The organism is Promicromonospora aerolata (genome assembly GCF_042682255.1).
Lineage (GTDB): Bacteria > Actinomycetota > Actinomycetes > Actinomycetales > Cellulomonadaceae > Promicromonospora > Promicromonospora aerolata.
The window spans coordinates 3,151,323-3,174,924 of record NZ_JBHUHF010000001.1; the positions used below are offsets into that span (position 1 = coordinate 3,151,323).

Sequence of the window (23,602 nt, forward strand, 5' to 3'; positions counted from 1 at the left end):
GGAGGCCGGCGCAGGGTGAAATCGGCCGAGGACGCGCCCCGTCCGAACGGGCTCGGTCCGACGGCTCACCACGTCAGGGCCGTGGCCGGGCCCCAGTTGTACGTCCCCACGTGCACTCGAGCGCCCGGTGTGCCCCAGGCGCACGGGAGCTCGCCCGTGAAGTCACCGTTCGCGTCCGTCCTGAACGTCCGTCCGTCAGGGGTCTGCTCGAAGAAGCGGTTGCCGTCCTCCGTCGGTGCGAACTTTCGGTCTCCGGTGTAGCAGGCGGCTCCGAACGCGAAGTTGGGCGTCGCGTTGCGCAGTCGCAGGCCGAGGTACCGGCACGAGGAGCTCGTACACGTCGACCCGTCGTCGTTGGTGAAACCCCACCGCGTTTCCGCCCTTGTAGGTCGTGAGCGTCCGGTCGCTGTCGACGTTGCCCGTGCTGCCCGACTCCTGGGCCCACGCACCGCACCCGGCGGCGTTGCACAGCCGCGCCCGCACCGTGAAGCTCTGGCCCGGACCGGTCGGCACGTTGACCTGGAACGGATGCTGACCCGACTGCCAGCCGGCCCCCGGGTCCGAGCGCGAACCCTCTCGCGTGTCGTCACCGCTCAACTTCCACTCGATCCGGTCCACCGAGCGCCCACCGTTGTTGTCGGGAGCCCAGATCCTGAAGTTTCCGTCGTCCCCGAGGTCCTTGAACCAGTCGACCGGTGGCGCACCAGGCACGGTGTACGGGTTGACCGCGTTCGAGCGCGCCGTCCAGGCCGAGCAGGCGTAGGCGTTGCACGCCCGCACGTCGAAGGTGTGGTCACGGCCGTTGGCCAGGCCGGTGAAGTCGTACGGGGAACCCGCCGTCCGCTTCTCCGTCGACCCGTCCGCCCGCACCTGGTAGTACGGCCCGTTACCGCGGAAGTCGTCGATCTCGCGCCACGACACCCGCGCCTTGCCGTTCGTGTCCCTCGCGATCAGTGCCGCCTTCGGGGCACCGGGCACCACCGGCGTGCCGTAGGGCTCCAGCGCCTTCGACCGAGGGCTCGCGGGGGACGTGCCGGCCTTGTTCTCCGCGACCACCGTGAACTGGTACGCGGACCGTTGGTCCAGGTTCTGGAGCGCCTTGGACGTGCCGGTCACCGCCACCGTACGTTCCTTGTTCCCGTTCCGGAGCACGGTCAGGTGATATGTCTTGATCGCGGCGCCGTTGGTGGCCGGCGCCGTCCACCGCACGGTGATCTGCCCGCCCACCGCGGTGTCCAGGCGCGACGCCGACGGGGCGGCGGGCTGGGCGGGCGGTGCCGCGGGTGTCTCGGGCGCCGACGGGTCCGACCACTCGGAGGGGTCCGGAGCCGCGTTCCGTGCCTGTACGCGCACCGTGTAGGCGGTGCCGTTGCGCAGTCCTTCCCACACCGTCCGGGTGCCGTCGAGGCAGGTCTTCTGGATCGCGCCCGACGGCGGGGCCGGGCTGATCTCCAGATTCACGCACTCGATCGGCGAACGGTCCGTGTACGACCGGTTCTGCCACGTCACCGTCAGCAGCTCGTCGCCGAACACGAGCTGTGGTGCAGCAGGCGGGTCCGGCTTCTCGTCCGGCCGTGCCTCCTCCGACGCCCGCGACTCCTCCGAGGTGCCCACCTCGTTCGTCGCCGTCACCGTGAACGTGTAGGTCCTGTTGTTCGTCAGGCCGGTGATCGTGCAGGTGGTGGTGGGGCAGGTGGTGGTGGGGCCCTGGCTGGGCCGCACCCGGTACTCGGTGATCTCCGCGCCGTTGTCCGACGGTGGGTCCCAGCTCAGCACCACCGTCTCGGACCGCACCTCCTCGACGGCCGGCGGGCGCGGTGTCTCCGGCGCACCGAGCACGGTCACGCGGGCGGTCCCCTCGACCTCACGGCTCGGATCGTCGGTCGCGTCGGCCACGCGGTAGCGCACCACCGCCACCCCGTGAAAGTCGGCGGGCGGGGTGACCGTCACGCTGTCCCCGGCGCTCTCGACAGTGCCCCGGCCGGACTCCAGTCGGGCCGAGACGAGCCGCAGGGGGTCCTCCGGGAACGGGTTGACGTCGTTCTCCAGTACGTCCACCGTGACCGGTTCGCCCTGGTGCGCGTCCGGTACCTCGTCGGTGGTAGCCCGCACGAGCGGGCGCGTCGAGGCCACGACGGTGACGGTGAGCTGCCCGGCAACCGGCGGATGGCCGCCGTCGGACACCGTGAAGCCGACGGTGGTTCTGGTGCCCTTCGGCACGTCCGGCGCCGCGGTGGCCAGCACCGTCGTGCCCTCGGTCGCGAGGCTGAGCCCGTCGGTGTCGCCGTCGACCGTCACGGTCAGCGGGTCGTCGTCGGGGTCCGTGACGAAGCGCGACAGGTCGAGCGCGGTCTCCTCGCCCGCGGCGGCCTCCAGCGCCGGCGTGCCGGCGATCTCCGGCGGCTGGTTCTCGCCCGGCAGGACGGTGAGCGGCAGCGTGAGCAGGGCGGTACGGCCGTCGGGGTCGTCGATGCCCGAGCCGTCGGTCACCTCGAACGTCAGGGCGGCCGGGCCGGAGTAGTCCCGGTAGGCGGTGTACGTGACCGCCACGGGCCCAGTGACCTCGTGGTCCCCCTCGGTGGCAGCGACCTTCGCCTCGTCGGTGATCCGCGGCGCACGCCCCTCGGCGACCACGACGTACTCGGTGAGGTCCAGCGGGGTGGGTTCGCCGGCGACCACCTCGACCGGCGCCAGGCCGTCGCGGAGCCGCGGCAGCGTGCCGTCCCGCGGAACCCGCAGGAACGCCTTGCCGGTCAGCCCGTCGAGGTCGGTCACCTCGTAGGTGATGACCTGCGCCTCCCCCGTCAGCGGTACGACGATCTCCCCGTCGTCCGTGACGGTGGCGCCGTCCGGCCCCTGGCCGGGCACCGTGACCTCCAGGTCCGCGGAGAGCCCGTCGGGGTCGAGGTCGTTACCCGTGACGTCCACGGTCACGGTGGAGGACGTGACGTCCTCCGGTGCGACGGCGTCGTCCCGTGCGACGGGACGGAGCAGCGGCGCGTCCCCGGCCACAGCCACGGTGATCGCGCCGGTCGCACGTGCGGCGAACGAGTCCTCGATGCCGTAGTAGAACGTGTGCGCGCCCTCGTCGTCGGGCGCGGTGATGACCACCAGGTCGTCCGTGACCACCGGCTCCAGCTCGCCGGCGCCGTCGAACGACCTCGGCACCAGACCCACCTGGTCGCCGTTCGGGTCGGAGTCGTTCTCCAGCGCGTCGATGCCGATCGTCCGGCCAGGGCGCACCGACACCTCGTCGTCCACGGCGAGCGGCGGCTGGTTCACCTGCGGCGGCGTCGCCACCCCGACGCGGACCGTGCCGGTGGCGGTCGCGCCACGCGTGTCCGTGGCGGAGTAGGTGAGCTGGTCCTCGCCCGCGGCGTTCGGCGAGGCCGTGTACTCCAGATAGCCGTCCACGATGTCGACGGTGCCCGCCGTCGGCGCCGACGTGATCGCCTCGAGCTGCACGTGGTCGCCGTCGGGGTCACTGCCTTCCAGCGGAAGGGCTATCCGGGTGCTGGCCCCGGCCAGGACGCGCGCGGTGACGTCGGGCGGCTGCGGGGCGGCGTTCTCGTCGTCGTCCACCACCGTCACGGTGACCTGGGCGGAGTCCTTCTGGCCGTTGGGGTCGGTGACCTCGTAGACGAGGTGGACGGTGCCGCCCTGGTCGGGGCCCGCCTTGAACCGCACGGCATCCTGCGACACGAACGCCTCGCCCGCCTCCGGATCCTCCACCAGCTCCTCGCCGAGCGTGAGCTCGAGCCCGTCCGGGTGGGCGTCGTTGGTCAGCACCGGGATGGTCACGACGTCGCCGGCGTGCACCGTCGCCTCGTCGGCGGACGCCTCCGGCGGGCGCAGCTTCGTCGCGGCGGGCACCGGAACCACCCGCACCTGCCCGACGGCGGTCCCCGTGCCGTTCGCTGCCGTGTACTCGATGGTGACGGGGCCCTCGGGGCGCTTGACCTCACTGATCCGCAACACATGGTGGTCCAGCACCGCGGCGGTCACCGGAGCGCCGTCGTCCACGGTCACCGACTGCACCACCAGCACGCCGCCGGCCGGGTCCGTGTCGTTCGCCAGCACGTCCACCAACGCGGACCCGCCGGCCGGCAGGAGCACGGTGTCCGTCACCGTGACCGGGGCGCCGTCCTCCTCCGCCGGCGGCAGCACGTCCACGCGTACCAGCCCCAACGTCGCCTCCGGGCCGTCGCTCACCTGATACGTCAGGTCATAGCTGCCCGGCTCCTGGCTCACGAACTGGAACGACCCGGCCGCGAAGTTCGGCGTGATCGTCGCGGGAGCCTGCTCGCCGACGTCGGCCAGCCGGAGGCGGTCGCCGTTCGGGTCGGTGTCGTTCGTCAGCGGGTAGACCGTCACCGGCTGCCCGGCGGGGACGGCCACGTGGTCCCCGACGGCGACCGGCGGCTCCTCCGCCGCGACGACATCGACCAGGAGCCTGCCCTCGCCCACCATGCCGCCGCTGTCGCTGATCGTGAGGTCCACGATCTTGCGCCCGGTCGCCCCACCGCCGTCGCGGAACTCCAGGACACCGTCCGGGCGGAACCGGATCTCGTCGGCGGCGTCACCGGTGGCGGCACTCGACAGCACGAGGTCGTCACCGTCCGGGTCGCTCCAGTAGGGCAGCACCTTGATCGTCGCCCGCCCGCCCTGCGCCACCCGGAGCACGGGCTCGCCCTCGGCCACCGGCGCCTCGTTCGAGCCGGGCTGCACCACGCGGACCCGCACCTTCGCGTCGGCCGTACCGCCGCGGCCGTCGTCGACCGTGTACGTGAGAGTGGCCGAGCCGGACATGTCCGCCGGGACGTCCGCCTGGAGCGCCAGCCCGTCCAGCACGCGGTGCACGGTGATGCCCTTCGCGTCCTCGGGCGGGTCAGCCACCGACACGGTCATCACGTCACCGTCGGGGTCGGTGTCGTTGCCCAGCACGTTCAGCACTGTCGTGCGGCCGGGTCGCACTCCGAGGTCGTCGTCCTCCGGCGTCGGCGCCCGGTTGGGCTTGTCCCGCTCGGCGACGAACTGGTCCACCAGCTCTGGCGTCTCGGTCTCGGTCTCGGTCTGCTCCCCCTCGGCCTCCTCCGGCATCGTGAGGTCCCAGTCGTCGACCTTCTCGAACTCGTCAGCAGCCATCCACAGGGTGCCGTCGGCGACGTCGTTCAGTACGACGACGTCGCGGTTGACCCGGTAGGCGAGCTCGCCTGCCGCACCCTCGAGGTTCTCGTCCACGTCCTGGTCCGTGCCGGGGCAGTCGCGCACCACCTGACCGGTGCCCGACCACGCGCCGAAGATGCACGCACCCACCTGGACAGGGGCCGCCGGGACGCCGTCGGCCACGCGCGTCGTCGCCGCGCCGCCGCCCAGCGGCTGTGTGACCAGCCCGGTGGGCGTGCCGACCACCACGGACCGCTTCTCGTCCGACGGCTGCTGGAGCCGTGCCTCCGCGCCGCCGGACAGGTCGACGACCTCGCCGTCGGGCAGCACCAGTGCGGACGCGGTCCGGTCCAGCACCACCGGCTCGTCGCCCACGGCGGTGAGCTCCACCTCGGCGTCGGGCGCGACGGGGAGCTCGCTCTCGGTCACCTCGCCCGGCGTGCCCCGGGCCCCCGTGTCCACCCGGTACAGCGTCCCGTCCGAGGGGACCGCGACGAACACCGTCCCGTCCGTCGCGACGGTGAGCAGCCCGCCACGGCCGACCTCCGCCGTGGGCTCGAGCTCCGCCTCGTCGAAAGCCGTCACACCGTCGAAAGGCAGCACCCACAGGTCGCCGTCCTCGGGGTCCAGGATCGCGGTGACCGGGCCACCGGACACGACGTGTGCGCCCCGCGGCGCCTGGACGGGGCCCGCGAGCACCAGGTGGGCGGGGTCCACCGGGCTGGCCGACGAGGCGCCGTCGTCCGTCAGGAGCACCCGGCCCTCGTCCTGCTGCACGTCGAACGTCGACGACCCGGCGAGGAGCGTGCCGTCCAGCGCCCGGGCCTCGTCGTTGAACCGCCCCAGCTTGCCCGACGCCGTCTGCGTGACCCAGACACCGGAGTCGTTGAGCTCCAGCTCCGCGGTGGCCTCACCGTCCTGCAGGAACGCCAACGCGACCAGGGCACCGGTGAACAGGGCCACCAGAGCCCAGGACACGACGAACCCGCTACTTGACCTGGACTTGACCTCGACTGCGTCTGCCACGAACCGCCCCCTCGACAGGCTGCATCCTAGCCATCCGACGAGGATCGATGAGTTCGGTCGGATGGGATGAGATCGGTCCAACAACCGGCCGATCTCATCCCATCCGACCGAACTCGTCGAAGCCGACGGTCAGACTGCCCGGTCCGCCAGGGCCTGGGCGAACTGCTCCAGCGACTCCTTGACCGGCCCCTCCGGAAGCGGCTCCAGCTCTGCCGAGGCCGCCCTCGCCCACCGCACGGCCTGCTCCCGCGTCTCCGCGAGCACCGCGTGCGCGCGCAGCCGCTCCACGGCGGAGGTCAGCGCCTCGTCGGCGGACAGGTCGCCGTCGAGGGTCGCGAGCAGGTCCCGGTCGTCGGAGGTGGCGGCACCCGAGGCGACGTGCTGCCGAAGCAGCAGCACCGGCATGGTCGGGACGTGCTCACGCAGGTCCGTCCCCGGCGTCTTGCCCGACGTCTCGCCGGACGACGCGACGTCCAGCACGTCGTCGGCGAGCTGGAACGCGACGCCCACCTTCTCGCCGTACGCGCCCACGGCCTCGATCTGGTCCTGCGGCGCCCCGGCGAGCATCGCGCCCAGGCGGGCCGACGTCGACAGCAGCGACGCCGTCTTGTCGGACAGCACCTGCAGGTAGTGGTCCACCGGGTCCTCGCCGTCGTCCGGGCCCATCGTCTCGTGCAGCTGTCCGAGGCACATCCGCTCGAACGTCCGGGACTGCAGGATCACCGCCTCGGGCCCCAGCTCGGCCACCAGGGCGGACGCGCGCGCGAACAGCATGTCGCCCACGAGGATCGCCACCGAGTTGCCCCACACCATGTGGGCCGCCGGTGCACCGCGCCGCATCGGCGCGGAGTCCATCACGTCGTCGTGGTACAGCGAGGCGACCTGCGTCAGCTCCACCACGACGGCGGCGTCGACCACCGCGGGGGCCGCGCCGTCGCCGAGCTCGCCCGTCAGCAGGGTGAGCAACGGACGGAACCGCTTGCCACCCGCGTCGATGAGGTGCCGGGAGGCGCCGTCGGCCAGCTTGTCGGTGCTGGCGACGGCCTCCAGGAGCACCTCGTCGACCCCCGTCAGCCGCTCCGCCAGGAGAGAGGCCAGCTCCGGGTCGGCGATCGGCAGGCCGAGCGTGGGGGGGTCGGTCGGGTCGGTCGGAGCGGCCGGGGAAGCCGACGCCGACGTACCCGTCGGCGTCTGGTGCGGCAGCGGTACGGAGGTCACGGCACGAACTTACTTGCCTGTTCCACCAGACCGAGAACCGGAGACGGGAACACGCCGAGAATCACTGTGGCGATCGCGCACACCGCGATGGCCACGGCGGCCGGCCCGCGGGACCGCACGACGGTCACCACCACCCGCTGCGCACTCGTGACCTGCACCGTGGCCAGGGTGGCCGAGCCACCGGCCGGGACCACCCCACCACTGGTGGAGCCGGCCGACACGGCGGAGCCGGCTGGCACCGGCTCGGGCGTGGTCCCGGCCTGCGCGACCGGCTCCACCTCCGGCTCGTCCTGCGCCCGCTGGAACACCATGACGACCAGGAGCCGCACGTAGAACGCGACCGCGACCACCGACGCCAGCACACCGAGGACAGCGAGCCACCACAGGCCGCCCGCCGTGGCACCGGTGAACGCACCGAACTTGGCGATGAACCCGGCCGTGAGCGGGATGCCGGCCATCGACAGCAGGAACAGCGCGAACGCGGCGGTGAGCCACGGAGCCTTGCGGCCCAGCCCTGCCCACTGCGCGATCTCCGTCGCCTCGCCGAGCACCACGCCGTCCTCGCCCACCGGGCCGTTGTCCTCGCCCGTCCCCGAGGTGACCCGGCGCTCGCGCACGAGCGTGACCACGCCGAACGCGCCGATCGTGGCGATGCCGTAGGCGATCAGGTAGAAGAGCGTCGACGCCTGCACCGGTGCGTTGAATCCCGCGATGCCGACGAGCAGGAAGCCCGCGTGGGCGATCGACGAGTAGGCCAGCAGACGCTTCACGTCGGTCTGGACGATTCCCACGACCGTGCCGACGACCATCGTCAGGACCGCCACCACCACGACGACGATCTGCAGCTGCCGCATGATCTCGGGGTTGATGCCGCCCACGCCGATCGTGATGCGGTACAGCACCTCGACCAGGGCCGCGACGGCCGCGACCTTGGTGCACGCCGCCATGAAACCGGTGATCGGCGTCGGCGCGCCGGTGTAGACGTCGGGCGTCCAGGCGTGGAACGGCACCGCACCCACCTTGAACAGCAGTCCGACCACGACCAGCAGCACGCCGGCTACGAGCAGCACGCTCAGCCCCTCCAGCGGCAGACCACCCTGCTGCACCCGCTGGGCGATCTCCAGCAGCCGGACCGTACCGGCGAACCCGTAGATCAGCGCGACGCCGAAGATGAACAGCGCCGAGGCGAACGCCCCGAGCAGGAAGTACTTCGCAGCGGCCTCCTGCGACAGGAGCCGGCGCCGGCGCGCCGTCGCGCACAGCACGTACAGCGGGAGCGACAGCACCTCCAGCGCGATGAACATGACGATGAGGTCGTCGGTGGAGGCGAACAGCATCATGCCGCCGGCCGCGAACAGCAGCAGCGGGTAGATCTCGGTCTGCTCCAGGCCCGAGCGCCGGGCCAGGTCCTCGTACGGCGTGCCGGGCACGGCCGACGCCGCGGGCGCGAAAGCGTCCTGACCCGTGGTCGTGCGGTCGGCCACGACGAGCACACCGAGGAAGGCCAGCACGGCGATGATGCCCTGGGCGCCGAGCGCGAACGGCGTGAGGGTCAGGCTGCCGCCCACCACCTGCACGGGCTGCACCACGATCTGCGGCCACAGGACCGCGATGAACGCGAACGCACCGGCCAGCGCGGCCAGGGTCAGCACGATCTGGGTCAGGCGGCGTGCCCTCGCGGGCACGAACGCCTCGATGAGCACGCCGACAACACCCGTACCCAGCACCACGATCAGCGGTGCGAGGGCGAGCCAGTCGATCTCGGGTGCCACGAACTCGGTCACTTGTCGCTCCCCATCTGCTCGGCATCCGCCGGCTCGTCCACCGCTGTCACGGCTGCCGACTGCTCGGCCGGCGCGTTCACGTAGGTCAGGGCCAGGCCCGGCACCAGCCCGAGCACCAGGAGACCGACCACGAGCGGCGCCGCGACGATGCGCTCACGCACCCTCAGGTCGGGCAGGGCCTCGAGCCCCGCTGCCGGCGCTCCCGTGAAGATCTTCTGGTAGGTCAGCAGCACGTAGATCGCAGCGAGGACCACACCGGGGATCGCGGCGATCGCCCAGCCGGCCGATCCGGCGGGTGCGCCACCGAACGCGCCGACCAGCACCATGATCTCGCTGACGAACGTGGCCAGGCCCGGCAGCGACAGCGTCGCGAGACCGGCCACGAGGAACGTCCGGCGAGCACCGGCGTGACCGACCGCAGACCGCTGTAGTCGGCGATCTTCTGCGACCGGTCCGGGTGCCGGGAGATCAGGAACCCGGCCACCAGGAACAGCGCACCGGTCGCCAGCCCGTGGTTGAGCATCATGAAGCTCGACCCGGCGGTCCCCAGCGGCGTGAAGGTGAAGATGCCCAGGATGATGAAGCCGAAGTGGCTCACCGACGTCCAGCCCACCAGCCGCAGCAGGTCGGACTGCATGATCGCCATGATCGCGCCGTACAGCACGGAGATCACGGCGAGCGCGATCACCAGGGGTGCGGCCCAACGGGACGCCTCCGGGAACAGCGGCAGGCACAGGGTCAGCATGCCGAACGTGCCGACCTTGTCGAGCACGCAGATCAGCAGGGTGGACGTGCCAGGGGTCGCGTTCCCCGCGACGTCGGGCAGCCAGCTGTGCACCGGCACCATGGGTGCCTTGATCGCGAAGGCGATGAAGAACCCGACGAACATCAGGCGCTCGGCGGTGGTGCCCAGGTCGACCGCGACCAGCTCGTCCACGAGGAACGCACGGCTCGGGTCGATGCCCGCACCGATACCGAGGAAGTACAGCGCGATCACGGCCGCGAGCATGATCAGCCCGCCGCCCAGGCTGAACATCAGGAACTTCACGGCGGCCTTGCGCCGGCCCGCACCCTGGCCGAACCCCCCGATCAGGAAGTAGGCCGGGATCAGCATGGCCTCGAACAGCACGTAGAACAGGAACACGTCACGGGCACAGAACACCGCGACCATGAACGCCTCGAGCAGGAGCACGAGGCCGACGAACTTGCGCAGCCGCACCTCGTCCCGGCCCTGCTCCTTCCAGGCGGCCAGCAGCACCAGGGGTACGAGCACCACGGACAGCGCCACCAGCAGCAGGCCGACGCCGTCGACCCCCACCGCGTACGAGACGCCGATCTGCGGGATCCACGGGTAGACGGCGCCGAGCTGGTGCTCGGCGGCGGCGCCCGTGTCAAAGGCCGTGAAGGCGCCGACGAGCAGAGCCACCTCGACCAGCGAGAACACGAGCGCCAGGGGGCGGGCCAGGCCCACCCCCGCGCTCGCCGGGCCCGTGCGGGACCGGACGAGCGCGCTCAGCCCCACCACGGCCGCGCCGACCAGCGGCCATGCGATGAGCACGGTCAGCCAGGGAAACATCTCTCCTCCGATCACTGGGCACCACCGAGGCCGACGACGAGCCAGGCGACGAGGGCGATCACGAGGACGCCGCCCGCCATACCGGCCGCGTACGAGCGGACGTAGCCGCTCTGTGCCTTCCGGAATACCGCGCCGAACCACGACAGGGCCTGGGGCAGGCTGCTCCAGCCACGGTCGACGACGTCACGGTCGCCCACCTGGACCAGACGGGCCACCCCGAAGCCGGGCTTCATCACGAGCGTCTCGTTCGCAGCGTCCTGGTACAGGTCCTTGCGGGCCGCCCGGGTCAGGACGGAGCCGCGCGGCGCCTCCTCCGGCACGAGGTTGACCGCGTACATCCGGAACGCCAGCAGGGCTCCGAGCACCACGACCGTCAGGGTGGCCCCGATGATCACCGGCACCGGGAGCACCGGCTCGTGGTGCTCGGCGTGGCCGACCACCGGCTCCAGCCAGGTGACGAACGTGCCGCCGATGCCGAGCACCAGGCCCAGTGCCGCCGAGCCGACGCCAAGGAACACCAGGGGCCACCACATCAGCGGCGAGCCCTCGTGCGGGTGCTGGTTCTCCGTCCAGCGCGGACGACGTCCGCCGAACGTCATGAAGAACAGGCGGGTCATGTAGAAGGCGGTGATCGCGGCGCCGAGCACCGCGACCGAGCCGAACACCCAGGCGCGCCACGGCTGGCCCTCCACGGGCATGAAGGCCGCCTCGATGATCCCGTCCTTCGACCAGAAGCCGGAGAACGGCGGGATCCCGAGGATCGCCAGCCAGCCGAGCCCCATGGTGATCCACGTGATGGGCAGGAACCGCGACAGGCCGCCGAAGCGCCGCATGTCGGTCTGGTCGTCCATCGCGTGCATCACCGAGCCGGCGCCGAGGAACAGCCCCGCCTTGAAGAAGCCGTGCGTCAGCAGGTGGAAGATCGCGAACGCGTACCCGGCCGGGCCGAGACCCGCGGCGAGCATCATGTAGCCGATCTGGGACATCGTGGAGGCGGCCAGCGCCTTCTTGATGTCATCCTTCGCGGTACCGACCACGGCACCGAACAGCAGGGTCACGGCCCCCACGATCACCACGACGAGCTGCGCCGTCGGGGCGGCCTCGAGGATCGGCCCGGAGCGCACCATGAGGTAGACGCCGGCGGTGACCATTGTGGCGGCGTGGATCAGCGCCGACACCGGCGTCGGGCCGGCCATCGCGTCGCCCAGCCAGGCCTGCAGCGGGAACTGGGCCGACTTGCCGCACGCGGCGAGCAGCAGGCACAGGCCGATGGCGGTGGCGGTGCCCTGGGAGAGCCCCTCGATCGCGGGGGTCACGCCGATCATCCCGCCGGTCGCCTCGTCATGGGCGACGGTCCCGAAGAGCGTCCCGAAGTCCAGGGCGCCCGTACCGGCGAACAGCAGCGCCATCGCCGCGATGAGGCCCATGTCGCCGATGCGGTTCATGACGAACGCCTTCTTCGCCGCCACCGCGTTCTCGCGGGCGGAGGGCCGTCCCGTGTCCCAGAACCCGATCAGCAGGTAGGACGCGAGACCCACACCCTCCCAGCCCACGAAGAGCAGGAGGTAGGAGTCGGCGAGGACCAGCGTCAGCATGGCCGCGACGAACAGGTTCAGGTAACCGAAGAACCGACGCCGGTGCGGATCGTGGTCCATGTAGGCCACCGAGTACACGTGGATGAGCGTGCCCACGAAGGTCACGAGCATCACGAACGTCAGGGACAACGGGTCCAGCCGGATGCCGAGGTCCACGTCCAGGCCACCGGCGGACAACCAGGTCCACAGGTGGTGGTCGACGGAACGCTCCCCGGCCGGCGTGCCGATCATGCGGAACATCAGGATGAAGCCGATGACTGCGGAGGCGGCCGAGGCCAGCACCCCGAGCCAGTGGCCCCAGCGGTCGGTGGCCTTGCCACCCAGCAGCAGGATCGCTGCGCCGATCAGCGGAAGGCCGACCAGCCAGGGGGCGAGCCCGATCACGTCGTTCACTGTCTCCCCCTCAGCCCTTGAGCAGGTTGACGTCGTCGACCGAGGCCGAGCGGCGGGTACGGAAGATCGTCACGATGATGGCCAGGCCGACGACGACCTCGGCGGCGGCGACGACCATGACGAAGAAGGCGAGCACCTGGCCCGTCACGTCGCCGTGCATCCTGGCGAAGGTGACGAAGGCGAGGTTGGTCGCGTTGAGCATGAGTTCCACGCCCATGAACACGACTATCGCGTTGCGGCGCAGCAGCACGGTCGTCGCCCCGATGGCGAAGAGCACGGCGGCCAGGACCACGTAGTTGGTGATGTCCATCAGGCGTCCCTCTCCGACTCGGGGGTCGAGCCGGTCGCCCCACGGGTCGAGCTTGTCGTGACCACGACCGCCGGGCCCTGTGGCGCGGGCCGTTCCTGCCCCCGGATGCGCAGCACACGCGACACCGACTGCGGCACCTGCTCGCCGTCGGGGCCGAGCGCCGGGGTGTCCATCGCGTTGGACCGGGCGTACACGCCGGGCGGCGGCAGCGGGGTGAGCACCACGCCGTCGGGCAGCGCCTTGATGCGCGTCTCGGCCACCGACTCCTGGGTCTGCCTCGGCGTGAGCCGACGGCGGTGCGTGAGCACCAGCGCGCCGACCGCGGCGGTCACGAGCAGCACGCCCACGGCCTCCATGGCCAGCACGTAGTCGCCGAACAGCACGCGCGCCAGGGCCTGCGGGTTGGCCACGCCGCCCGGGTCGCCACCGTTCAGCCCGACGGCGGGCGGGAACGCCGTGTTCGCCACCACGCCACCGAGGATCGCCGCGAGGCCGATGCCGATGAGCAGGCCGATCCAGCGCTGCCCGCGGATGGTCTCCGTGAGCGAGTCGGACGCGTCGACACCGACGAGCATCAGCACGAACAGGAACAGCATCATCACGGCGCCCGTGTACACCACGACCTGGACGACGCCGAGGAACGGCGCCTCCTGCGCGATGTACAGGATGGCCATGCTGACCATGACGAACACCAGGCACATCGCCGCGTGCACCGCCCGCTTGACGAACAGCAGACCCAGCGCGGCCAGCACCATGAGCGGCGCGATCGCCCAGAACAGGACGGTCTCGCCGCCCGACACGACAGCCTCGGCGGGGGTCATGCCTTCACCTCCGTGCCGGTGCGCGGGCCCGTCGAGGCCCCGCCCGTGAGATCTGCCGCGGACGTCGAGCCAGGCTCGCTGGTCTCGCGCGCACCGGTCTCGACGGCGTCGACCTGCGAACCGTCGGCGAGCACGCGCACCGAGCCGACCGATGCCGCACCGGCCGACTTCTCGGCCGCGCCGGGACCTTCGTCCGGGCGCATCTCGTGCTGCCGCTGCGTGGGTGCCGGCGCCTTGCCCGACACGACGGCGTCGGCCGCGTCCAGCGTCGGGTCGTCGGGCCGCTGCTCCCGGACCCAGTCGACCTGCGCCGCCGTCGGGCCCAGGACGTCACCGCTGTAGTAGTCGGTGTCCGTGGTGCCCTCGACCATGGGGTGCGGCGCGGCCAGCATGCCCTCCGAGAGCGGGGCCAGCAGGTCCTGCTTCTCGTAGATCATGCCGGCGCGCGTCTTGCCGGCCAGCTCGAAGTCGTTGGTCATGGTCAGCGCGCGCGTGGGGCAGGCCTCGATGCACAGCCCGCAGAAGATGCACCGCAGGTAGTTGATCTGGTAGACGGAGCCGTACCGCTCGCCGGGGCTCATGTGAGCACCCTTGGAGTCGTCCGCGTTCACCTCGAGGCCCGCGTTCTGCGGCAGGGCCGCGTTGGACGCGCCCTCCACGTAGATCGCGTCCGCCGGGCACGCCCAGGCGCACAGCTCGCAGCCGATGCACTTCTCCAGCCCGTCGGCGTACCGGTTGAGCTGGTGGCGGCCATGGAACCGGCGCTGGGGCGGGACCTTCTCGCGCGGGTACTGCTCCGTGACCGTGGGCTTGAACATCGACGACAGCGTCACGCCGAAGCCCGCGACGGGGGCGAACATCTCCCCGATGGGCCCCGGCTGGGGCCGCAGGGGCTCATACTCCTGTTGCTTACTCACCGTGGACCTCCTTTCCGAACCGCTTGGACGGGGGCAGCTTCTCGCCGGGCAGCGGCGGCACGGGGAACCCGCCGGCGAAGGCGTCGACCGGCTCCTTGTCCTCGTCCGCGCCCGGTGGCGCCTCCTTCTTCTCCGGCCAGAACCACATGATCGCGATGAAGACGACGGCGGCCCCGATGATCACCGGGATGAACTGCTGGTAGGTCACGCCCTGCACGCGCTGCAGCCACTGCACCACGGAGAGCACGACGACCCAGCCGAGCGCGACCGGGATGAGGACCTTCCAGCCGAACACCATGAACTGGTCGTAGCGCAGACGCAGCAGCGTGCCGCGCACCCACACGAAGACGAACATGACCGCCCAGAGCTTCACGAGGAACCAGAGGATCGGCCACCAGCCCTCGTTCAGGGCGCCGTCGGCGATGGTCGACAGCGGGAACGGTGCCCGCCAGCCGCCGAGGAAGAGCGTGACCGCGACGGCCGAGACGTTGAGCATGTTGATGTACTCCGCGAGGAAGAACCAGGCGAACTTCATCGACGAGTACTCGGTCATGTAACCGGAGACGAGCTCACCCTCGGCCTCGGGCAGGTCGAACGGCAGGCGGTTGGTCTCACCGATCATCGAGATCACGTAGATCACGAACGCGGGAGCCAGCGGGATGAACCACCAGATCTGCGTCTGGCTGTCCACGATCTGCGACGTCGACATCGACCCCGCCATGATGAACACGCTCACCAGCGAGAGCCCCATGGCGAGCTCGTAGCTGATGACCTGCGCCGTCGAACGGACCGCGCCGAGCAGCGGGTACGTGGAGCCGGAGGCCCAGCCGCCCAGGACGATGCCGTAGACGCCGAGCGACGCCGCGGCCAGCACGTACAGCACCGCCACCGGGAAGTCGGTGAGCTGCGCCGGTGTGGTCCAGTCGGTCCAGGGGAACGACAGGCTCGGCCCGAACGGGATCACCGCGAACACCAGCAGCGAGCAGAACACCGAGATCATCGGCGCCAGCAGGTACACGAACCGGTCGGCCCGCGTGACCGTCAGGTCCTCCTTGAGCAGGAGCTTCATGGCGTCGCCCAGCGACTGGAGCAGGCCGAGGGGCCCGTGCCAGTTGGGCCCGGGACGCACCTGCATGCGTGCGACGACCTTGCGCTCGAACCAGATGGCGAAGAGCACGCTGGTCAGCAGGAACACCACGATCAGCACGGCCTTCACGATGGAGGCCCAGATGGTCTCCTGCGAGAAGTCGGCGGTCACCCCGGGCGCGGCGGCAACCAGAGACAGGGGATTCACAGAGCGTTCCCTTCCGAGTTGTCAGACGTGCGGGCCACCCGGGTGACCTGTGTGTCTGACACGTGGGGCGTGACGGTGACGAGGTCGCCGGCCGCCGCACCGAGCGTGTCGTGCACGCGGCAGCCCGCGCTGTTGAGCGGCAGCCACACCACGCCGTCGACCATCGCGTCGGTCACGACGGCGGGCACCTCGATGGCACCTCGCGACGTGCTGACGGTGACCTGGTCGCCGTCGGCCACGCCGAAGCCGGCCGCCGTGGCGGCGGACAGGCGCGCGACGGCCCGCTTGGCCGTGCCGGCAAGGAACTGCTCGCCGTCCTGGCCGCGTCCCACGTCGAGCTGGAGCCGCCAGGTGGCGAGCACCGCCTGCCCCTGTCCGATCGACGGCGGACCGGCCGGTGCGCCGCCCTGGACGCGCAGCCGGTCCCCGGTCCAGGCGCCGCGCTGGGTCAGCGCGATGGAGAGGTGGGCTTCGGTCGGCGACGCCGCCTGCAGGTCCACGCCGAGGTGCTGCGCCAGCGCGTGGAGCACGCGGTGGTCCGGCAGCGCGCTCGACTCGAGGGCCGCGCCGAAGGACCGCACCCGGCCCTCCCAGTTCCAGTAGGAGCCGGCGCGCTCGACGGGCGTCGCGACGGGCAGCACGACGTCGGCCCGGTCGGTCACCTCCGAGGCCCGCACCTCCAGGCTCACCACGAACCCGGCGGCGTCGAGCGCCGCGCGTGCCGCGGCCGGGTCCGGCAGGTCGGCGAGCTCGACGCCACCGACGACCGCACCGCCCAGCGCGCCGTCCGTCAGGGCGGCGAGGATGCCCGCGGTGTCGCGGCCCGGGGTGTCCGGGAGCTCCCCGCCCCAGGCCTCGGCGACCTCGGCACGGGCAGCGGCGTCCGCGACCGGGCGGCCGCCCGGCAGCAGCTCGGGCAGCAGACCTGCCTCGACGCCGCCACGCTCACCCGCTCGGCGCGGGATCCAGGCGAGCCGGGCACCGGTCGCCTCCGCGAGGCCGACGGCCGCCGCGTAGGCACCGGGCGAGCCCGCGAGGCGCTCGCCCACGAGGATCACGGCACCCGGCTGGGCCAGGGCGCCGGTGTCGATGTCCGACCCCTCCGGTGCCAGGCTGCTGGTCAGGCTGGTCAGCCACTCCGCCTCGGTACCGGGCGCGGCCGGCAGCAGCGTGCCCTCCATCCGGGTCAGGCCACGCGTCGCGTAGGGCGCGATCGAGAAGACCTTCGTCTTCGCCGACCCCATGGCGCCCTTGCGCAGCCGCAGGAACGTGATGCCCGCCTCCTCCTCGGCCTCCAGGCCGACGAGGAGCACGGCGGGGGCCTGCTCGAGGTCACCGAACGTGACGCCGATGCCGGATCCGGCCACGACGTGGGCCAGGAACGCGGCCTCCTCGGCGGAGTGCACGCGGACCCGCTGGTCGACGTCGTTGGTGGCCAGCGCGGTGCGGGCGAAGCGCGACCACGCGAAGGCGTCCTCGACGGTGAGCCGGCCACCCGGCAGCACGCCGACGCCGCCGGTCTGCCGGGCCTTCGTCAGCCCGGCCGCGGCGATCTCCAGGGCCTCGACCCAGGACGCGGGGCGCAGCGTCCCGCCCTCCCGGACCAGCGGCGTGGTGATGCGGTCGGCCGCGTCCTGCCAGGTGAACGCGAAGCGGTCCTTGTCGGTGATCCACTCCTCGTTGACCACCGGGTCCTCGCCCGACAGCCGGCGCAGCACCTGGCCACGACGGTGGTCGATGCGGATCGCGGAACCGCAGGAGTCGTGCTCGGCGATGCTCTCCGTGCTGACCAGGTCGAACGGCCGCGACCGGAACCGGTAGCCCGCGCCGGTGAGCGCGCCCACCGGGCAGATCTGCACGGTGTTGCCGGAGTAGTAGGAGGAGAACGGCCGGCCCGAGGTGTCGTTGGTGGCCTCGCCGACCGGGCGGTCGACGGGGCCGACGGGCTCGCCCGCGAACCCGAGGATCCCCTCGTCGAACCGGCCGATCTGCTGGTGCGCGCCGCGGTCCTGGAGCGCGATGAACGCGTCTCCGGCGATCTCCTCGCTGAACCGGGTGCAGCGCTGGCAGAGCACGCAGCGCTCACGGTCGAGCAGGATCTGCGTGGACAGCGCGATCGGCTTGGGGAACGTCCGCTTGACGTCGGTGAACCGCGAGTCGGCGCGGCCGTTCGACATCGCCTGGTTCTGCAGGGGGCACTCGCCGCCCTTGTCGCACACCGGGCAGTCCAGCGGGTGGTTCATGAGCAGCAGCTCCATGACCCCCTGCTGCGCCTTGTCCGCGACGGCGGAGGTGTGCTGCGTCTTGACGATCATGCCGGGGGCGACCGTCATGGTGCAGGACGCCTGCGGCTTCGGCATCGGCCGGACGTTGCCCTCCCGGTCCGGCATGGAGACCTCGACGAGGCACTGCCGGCAGGCACCGGCGGGCGCCAGGAGCGGGTGGTCGCAGAACCGCGGGATCTGGATCCCGGCCTGCTCGGCGGCGCGGATGATCAGCGTGCCCTTGGGAACGCTGACCTCCGTGCCGTCGATGGTGAAGGTGACCAGCTCGACCGGTGCGGTCTCGCTGGTGGAGTCGTTCGTGGTGACGGTCATCGGTGACCTCCCGCGCCGGCGCCCGCTGCTCCGACCAGTGCAGCTCCCGGTGACGTTGTTTTGGGGGTGTACGGGAAGAGTGCCGACGCGCTCGGGTCGAACGGGCAGCCGTGCCCGTCGATGTGCGCCTGGTACTCCTCGCGGAACAGGTTGATGCTGGAGGTGATCGGCGAGACGGCGCCGTCACCCAGCGCGCAGAACGCGCGGCCCAGGATGTTGTCGCACAGGTCGAGCAGCAACTCAATATCGGCGTCGCCGCCGTCTCCGCTTTCGATGCGGTGCAGCACCTGCTTGAGCCAGTACGTCCCCTCGCGGCACGGCGTGCACTTGCCGCACGACTCGTGCGCGTAGAAGTCTGTCCACCGGGCCGTCGCCCGGACCACGCACACCGTCTCGTCGAAGATCTGCAGCGCCCGCGTGCCGAGCATCGACCCGGCGGCGCCCACGGACTCGTAGTCGAGCGGGACGTCGAGGTGGTCGGCCGTGAAGATCGGCGTGGAGGAGCCGCCAGGGGTCCAGAACTTCAGCTCGTGGCCCGCGCGGACGCCTCCGGCCAGGTCGAGCAGCTCGCGCAGCGTGATGCCGAGCGGCGCCTCGTACTGGCCGGGCTTGGTGACGTGCCCCGACAGGGAGAACAGGCCATGGCCCTGTGACTTCTCCGTGCCCATCGAGGAGAACCAGTCGGCGCCCTTGGCCACGATCGCCGGGACCGACGCGATGGACTCCACGTTGTTCACCACGGTGGGCCGCGCGTACAGGCCCGCGACGGCGGGGAACGGCGGCTTGAGCCGCGGCTGGCCGCGCAGACCCTCGAGCGAGTCGAGCAGCGCCGTCTCCTCACCGCAGATGTAGGCGCCCGCCCCGGCGTGCACGGTGACGTCGAGGTCGTACCCCGAGCCCTGGATGTTCTTGCCCAGGTAGCCGGCCCGGTACGCCTCCTCGACGGCGTTCAGCAGCCGGCGGTAGACGTGCAGCACCTCGCCGCGCACGTAGATGAACGCGTGGTCGCAGCCGATCGCGTAGCTCGTGATCGCCACGCCCTCGATCAGGTGCTGCGGGCTGGCGAGCATGAGGGGGATGTCCTTGCAGGTGCCCGGCTCCGACTCGTCCGCGTTGACGACGAGGTAGCGCGGACCGCCGTCGGGCGGGGGCAGGAAGCCCCACTTCATCCCGGTGGGGAAGCCCGCACCGCCGCGGCCGCGCAGGCCGGAGTCCTTGACGGCCTGCACGAGGTGGGCAGGCTCCGTCTTCAGGGCCTTCTTCAGGCCGGCATAGCCGCCGGCCCGCTCATAGGTGGCCAGCCGCCACGAGCGGTCCTTGTCCCAGGTGTCGGTCAGTACCGGTGTGAGAGTCACTTCGCGTCCTCTCCGGGCTTCTTGTCCTTGCCGACCTGCGTGTCCGACGGCGTCGTGGGCTTGCGGTCAGCGCTCGACCCGGGCTCCCCCGTGATCGTCTCGCCCGGCTTGTCGGGCGACGGCGACGGCGCGTCCGGCGCCGTCCAGCCGCGCTCGCGCGCGATCCGCAGGCCCGCGAGCGTCGGCTCGCCGGTGCCGGCGTCCTCGTCCGCGCGTCCGTCGGAGAACCCGGCCAGGACGCGGCTCATCTGCTTGAACGAGCACACGGACGTGGCGCCACGGGTGGGCGCGACGTCCGCGCCGAGGCGCAGCTCGTCCGCGAGCGCCGTCGCCGTCTCGGGGGTCTGGTTGTCGAAGAACTCCCAGTTGACCATCACGACGGGCGCGTAGTCGCAGGCCGCGTTGCACTCGACGCGTTCGAGGGTGATCGCACCGTCGTCGGTGGTCTCGTCGTGCCCGACGCCGAGATGCTCGCTGAGCTCGTCGAAGATGGCGTCGCCGCCCATGACCGCGCAGAGCGTGTTGGTGCAGACGCCGACGGTGTAGGTGCCGTTGGGGTGCCGCTTGTACTGGGTGTAGAAGGTGGCGACCGCCGAGACCTCTGCCGCGGTGATGCCGAGCATCTCCGCGCAGAACAGGATGCCGTCCCTGCTCACGTACCCGTCGACGGACTGCACGAGGTGCAGCATGGGCAGCAGTCCGGAGCGTGGGTCCGGGTAGCGCGCCATGATCGCCGTGGCGTCCGTGGTGAGTGCCGCCAGGGTCTCCCCGTCGTAACGGGTCCTGGTCTGCACGGGTTCTGCCGTCATCGGTCCACACCTCCCAGCACGGGGTCCAGGGACGCGACGGCGACGACGACGTCGGCCACCTGGCCGCCCTCGCACATCACGGACACGCCCTGGAGGTTGTTGAACGAGGGGTCGCGGAAGTGCGCGCGGTAGGGCCGGGTGCCGCCGTCGGAGACGACGTGCACGCCCAGCTCGCCGCGCGGGTGCTCCACGGTCTGCCATGCCTGGCCGACGGGGACGCGGAAGCCCTCGGTGACCAGCTTGAAGTGGTGGATCAGGGCCTCCATGGAGGTGCCCATGATCTTCTTGATGTGCTCCAGCGAGTTGCCCTGGCCGTCGCCGCCGACCGCGAGCTGGGCGGGCCAGGCGATCTTCTTGTCGGCCACCATGACCGGCTCGCCCTCCGTGCGGTCGAGCCGCTCCATGGCCTGCTCGACGATCTTGAGGGACTGGTAGCACTCCTCGATGCGGAGCACGACGCGGTCGTAGCAGTCGGCGCCCTTCGCGGTGGGGACGTCGAAGTCGTACGTCTCGTACCCGCAGTACGGGTTGTCCTTGCGCACGTCGTACGGCAGGCCCGTGGAGCGCAGCACCGGGCCGGTGATCGCGAGCGCCATGCACCCGGAGAGGTTGAGCACCCCGACGTCGGTCAGCCGTCCCTTGAAGATGGGGTTGGCGAGCATGAGGTCGATGAGCTGCTTGAGGTAGCCGCGCACGTTCTTCAGGGCCGCGCGCGCCTGGGTGGTGAAGCCCTCGGGCACGTCGACGGCGACACCGCCGGGGCGGATGTACGCGTGGTTCATGCGCAGGCCGGTGACGGCCTCGAAGAGGCGCAGGATCTCCTCGCGGGCGGTGAACCCGACGGTCATCACGGTGGTGGCGCCCATCTCGTTGCCGCCGGTGCCGAGGCAGACCAGGTGCGAGGCGATCCGGTTGAGCTCCATCATGAGGACCCGGATCACGGAGGCCCGCTCCGGCACGTCGTCGGTGATGCCGAGGAGCTTCTCCACCGCCAGGCAGTACGCCGCCTCCTGGAACAGGGGCGCCACGTAGTCCATGCGGGTGCAGAACGTGGTGCCCTGCGTCCACGTCCGGAACTCCATGTTCTTCTCGATGCCCGTGTGCAGGTAGCCGATGCCGGCGCGGGCCTCGGTGACGGTCTCGCCGTCGATCTCCAGCATCAGCCGCAGCACACCGTGCGTGGACGGGTGCTGCGGACCCATGTTGACGACGATCCGCTCCTCGCCGATCGCCTCGCGCGCGATGTCGTCCCAGTCGCCGTCGCCGTACGCCTCGAACGCACGCACCGTGGACGACATGTCCTCGTTCCCGGCGGGCCTGGTCGCATGCGGGGCGTGCGACCGGTGGTCTGTCGGAGCGCTCATGAGTAGCTCCTCCTCGTGTCCGGCGGGGGCACCGTGGCCCCCTTGTACTCGACGGGGATGCCGCCGAGCGGGTAGTCCTTGCGCTGTGGGTGCCCCACCCAGTCGTCCGGCATCTCGATGCGGGTCAGGGCGGGGTGACCGTCGAAGACGATCCCGAAGAAGTCGAACGTCTCGCGCTCGTGCCAGTCGTTGGACGGGTACACGGACGTGGTCGACGGGATGTGCGGGTCGTCGTCGGACGCCGTGACCTCCAGCCGCAGCCGGCGTGAGTGCGTGATCGAGGCCAGGTGGTAGACGGCGTGCAGCTCCCGGCCGGTGTCCTGCGGGTAGTGCACGCCGCTCACCCCGAGCGACAGCTCGAACCGCAGGTCCTGGTCGTCGCGCAGCGCCTGGCAGACCGCGACGAGGTGCTCGCGGGCGACGTCGATGGTCAGCTCCGCCCGCTGCTGCGAGTCCGCGGAGTCGGCGCCGTGCAGGTCCACGACGACCTTCTCGATCGCCTCCTGAGGCGGCACGCCCGCCTCGGTCAGCACCTCGGTCAGGACGTCGACCACCTGGTCGAACCAGCTCCCGTACGGGCGCGCCGACGCGGCGGGCATCGCTACCGGGGTGACGAGACCGCCATAGCCGGACGTGTCGCCCGAACCGTCCGCACCGAACATGCCGCGCTTGACCTCGACGAGCTCGAGGGTGGCGGCGCCCTCCGGCGGCTGGGCCGCGACGTTCTTCTGGTCCCCGCCCGGCGTGACGTCGCTCATCGCAGCAGCCCCTTCATCTCGAAGGTGGGTGTTGCCTCCATCGCGGCGGCCTCGGCCGCACGCGCCGCCTCGACCCGGTTCACGCCCAGGGGCGCGCTCTGGATCTGGTCGTGCAGCCCGAGGATCGCGTTGATCAGCATCTCCGGACGCGGCGGGCAGCCGGGCAGGTAGATGTCGACCGGGATCACGTGGTCCACGCCCTGCACGATCGCGTAGTTGTTGAACATCCCGCCCGACGACGCGCACACACCCATCGAGAGCACCCACTTGGGCTCGCTCATCTGGTCGTACACCTGGCGCACCACCGGAGCCATCTTCTGGCTCACCCGGCCCGCCACGATCATCAGGTCCGCCTGCCGCGGCGACGCCCGGAACACCTCCATGCCGAACCGCGAGAGGTCGAACCGCGACGCACCCGCCGCCATCATCTCGATGGCGCAGCAGGCCAGGCCGAACGTGACCGGCCACACCGAAGCCTTGCGCAGGTATCCGGCGAGATCCTCGATCGTCGTCAGCAGGAAACCTGACGGCGCTTCCTCGACACCCATGTCTCCTCCTTGCTGCCGGGACCCGCCCGGCGTCGCTGCACGGCACCTGGCGGCGCCGCACATGAAGTCGT

14 protein-coding genes and 1 pseudogene are annotated in these 23,602 nt (G+C 71.3%); all 15 read right to left on the bottom strand.

Annotation, left to right across the window (positions count from 1 at the left end; all coding sequences use genetic code 11):
* Positions 1 to 195 precede the first annotated feature (195 nt).
* On the bottom strand, positions 196 to 6,192 hold the full coding sequence (locus ACFSL2_RS14125) for an Ig-like domain-containing protein (RefSeq protein ID WP_377198466.1): 5,997 nt from the start codon (positions 6,190 to 6,192) through the stop codon (positions 196 to 198).
* Between the two features lie 129 nt (positions 6,193 to 6,321).
* Complete coding sequence (locus tag ACFSL2_RS14130; RefSeq protein ID WP_377198467.1) at positions 6,322 to 7,410, bottom strand: polyprenyl synthetase family protein; 1,089 nt, start codon at positions 7,408 to 7,410, stop codon at positions 6,322 to 6,324.
* On the bottom strand, positions 7,407 to 9,194 hold the full coding sequence (nuoN, locus tag ACFSL2_RS14135; protein WP_377198468.1) for an NADH-quinone oxidoreductase subunit NuoN: 1,788 nt from the start codon (positions 9,192 to 9,194) through the stop codon (positions 7,407 to 7,409). The genes ACFSL2_RS14130 and nuoN overlap by 4 nt, the downstream gene beginning before the upstream one ends.
* A pseudogene (locus ACFSL2_RS14140) lies at positions 9,191 to 10,770 on the bottom strand (NADH-quinone oxidoreductase subunit M). The gene nuoN and the pseudogene ACFSL2_RS14140 overlap by 4 nt, the downstream one beginning before the upstream one ends.
* An 11-nt stretch (positions 10,771 to 10,781) precedes the next feature.
* On the bottom strand, positions 10,782 to 12,749 hold the full coding sequence (gene nuoL / locus ACFSL2_RS14145) for an NADH-quinone oxidoreductase subunit L (RefSeq protein ID WP_377200823.1): 1,968 nt from the start codon (positions 12,747 to 12,749) through the stop codon (positions 10,782 to 10,784).
* 19 nt (positions 12,750 to 12,768) lie between these two features.
* A complete protein-coding gene (nuoK, locus tag ACFSL2_RS14150) occupies positions 12,769 to 13,068 on the bottom strand; it encodes an NADH-quinone oxidoreductase subunit NuoK (protein ID WP_129786640.1) in 300 nt (99 codons plus the stop codon).
* The gene (locus ACFSL2_RS14155; protein WP_377198469.1) at positions 13,068 to 13,889 is read right to left on the bottom strand and encodes an NADH-quinone oxidoreductase subunit J; all 822 of its coding nucleotides are present in this window, start codon (positions 13,887 to 13,889) and stop codon (positions 13,068 to 13,070) included. The genes nuoK and ACFSL2_RS14155 overlap by 1 nt, the downstream gene beginning before the upstream one ends.
* A complete protein-coding gene (gene nuoI / locus ACFSL2_RS14160; RefSeq protein ID WP_377200824.1) occupies positions 13,886 to 14,749 on the bottom strand; it encodes an NADH-quinone oxidoreductase subunit NuoI in 864 nt (287 codons plus the stop codon). The genes ACFSL2_RS14155 and nuoI overlap by 4 nt, the downstream gene beginning before the upstream one ends.
* Positions 14,750 to 14,798: 49 nt before the next feature.
* A complete protein-coding gene (gene nuoH, locus ACFSL2_RS14165) occupies positions 14,799 to 16,100 on the bottom strand; it encodes an NADH-quinone oxidoreductase subunit NuoH (RefSeq protein WP_377198470.1) in 1,302 nt (433 codons plus the stop codon).
* Complete coding sequence (locus tag ACFSL2_RS14170; protein ID WP_377198471.1) at positions 16,097 to 18,697, bottom strand: NADH-quinone oxidoreductase subunit G; 2,601 nt, start codon at positions 18,695 to 18,697, stop codon at positions 16,097 to 16,099. The genes nuoH and ACFSL2_RS14170 overlap by 4 nt, the downstream gene beginning before the upstream one ends.
* Positions 18,694 to 20,052 (bottom strand): NADH-quinone oxidoreductase subunit NuoF, encoded by a 1,359-nt coding sequence (gene nuoF / locus ACFSL2_RS14175; protein ID WP_377198472.1) that lies wholly within the window; start codon positions 20,050 to 20,052, stop codon positions 18,694 to 18,696. Before nuoF ends, ACFSL2_RS14170 begins: the two co-directional genes overlap by 4 nt.
* Positions 20,049 to 20,861 carry an NADH-quinone oxidoreductase subunit NuoE gene (gene nuoE / locus ACFSL2_RS14180; protein ID WP_377198473.1) on the bottom strand — a complete coding sequence of 271 codons (813 nt, stop codon included), beginning with the start codon at positions 20,859 to 20,861 and terminating at the stop codon, positions 20,049 to 20,051. The genes nuoF and nuoE overlap by 4 nt, the downstream gene beginning before the upstream one ends.
* Entirely contained in the window at positions 20,858 to 22,225 is a 1,368-nt protein-coding gene (locus ACFSL2_RS14185; protein ID WP_377198474.1) for an NADH-quinone oxidoreductase subunit D, read from the bottom strand. The genes nuoE and ACFSL2_RS14185 overlap by 4 nt, the downstream gene beginning before the upstream one ends.
* On the bottom strand, positions 22,222 to 22,983 hold the full coding sequence (locus ACFSL2_RS14190) for an NADH-quinone oxidoreductase subunit C (protein ID WP_377198475.1): 762 nt from the start codon (positions 22,981 to 22,983) through the stop codon (positions 22,222 to 22,224). Before ACFSL2_RS14190 ends, ACFSL2_RS14185 begins: the two co-directional genes overlap by 4 nt.
* Entirely contained in the window at positions 22,980 to 23,531 is a 552-nt protein-coding gene (locus tag ACFSL2_RS14195; RefSeq protein WP_357464969.1) for a NuoB/complex I 20 kDa subunit family protein, read from the bottom strand. The genes ACFSL2_RS14190 and ACFSL2_RS14195 overlap by 4 nt, the downstream gene beginning before the upstream one ends.
* Positions 23,532 to 23,602: the final 71 nt, after the last annotated feature.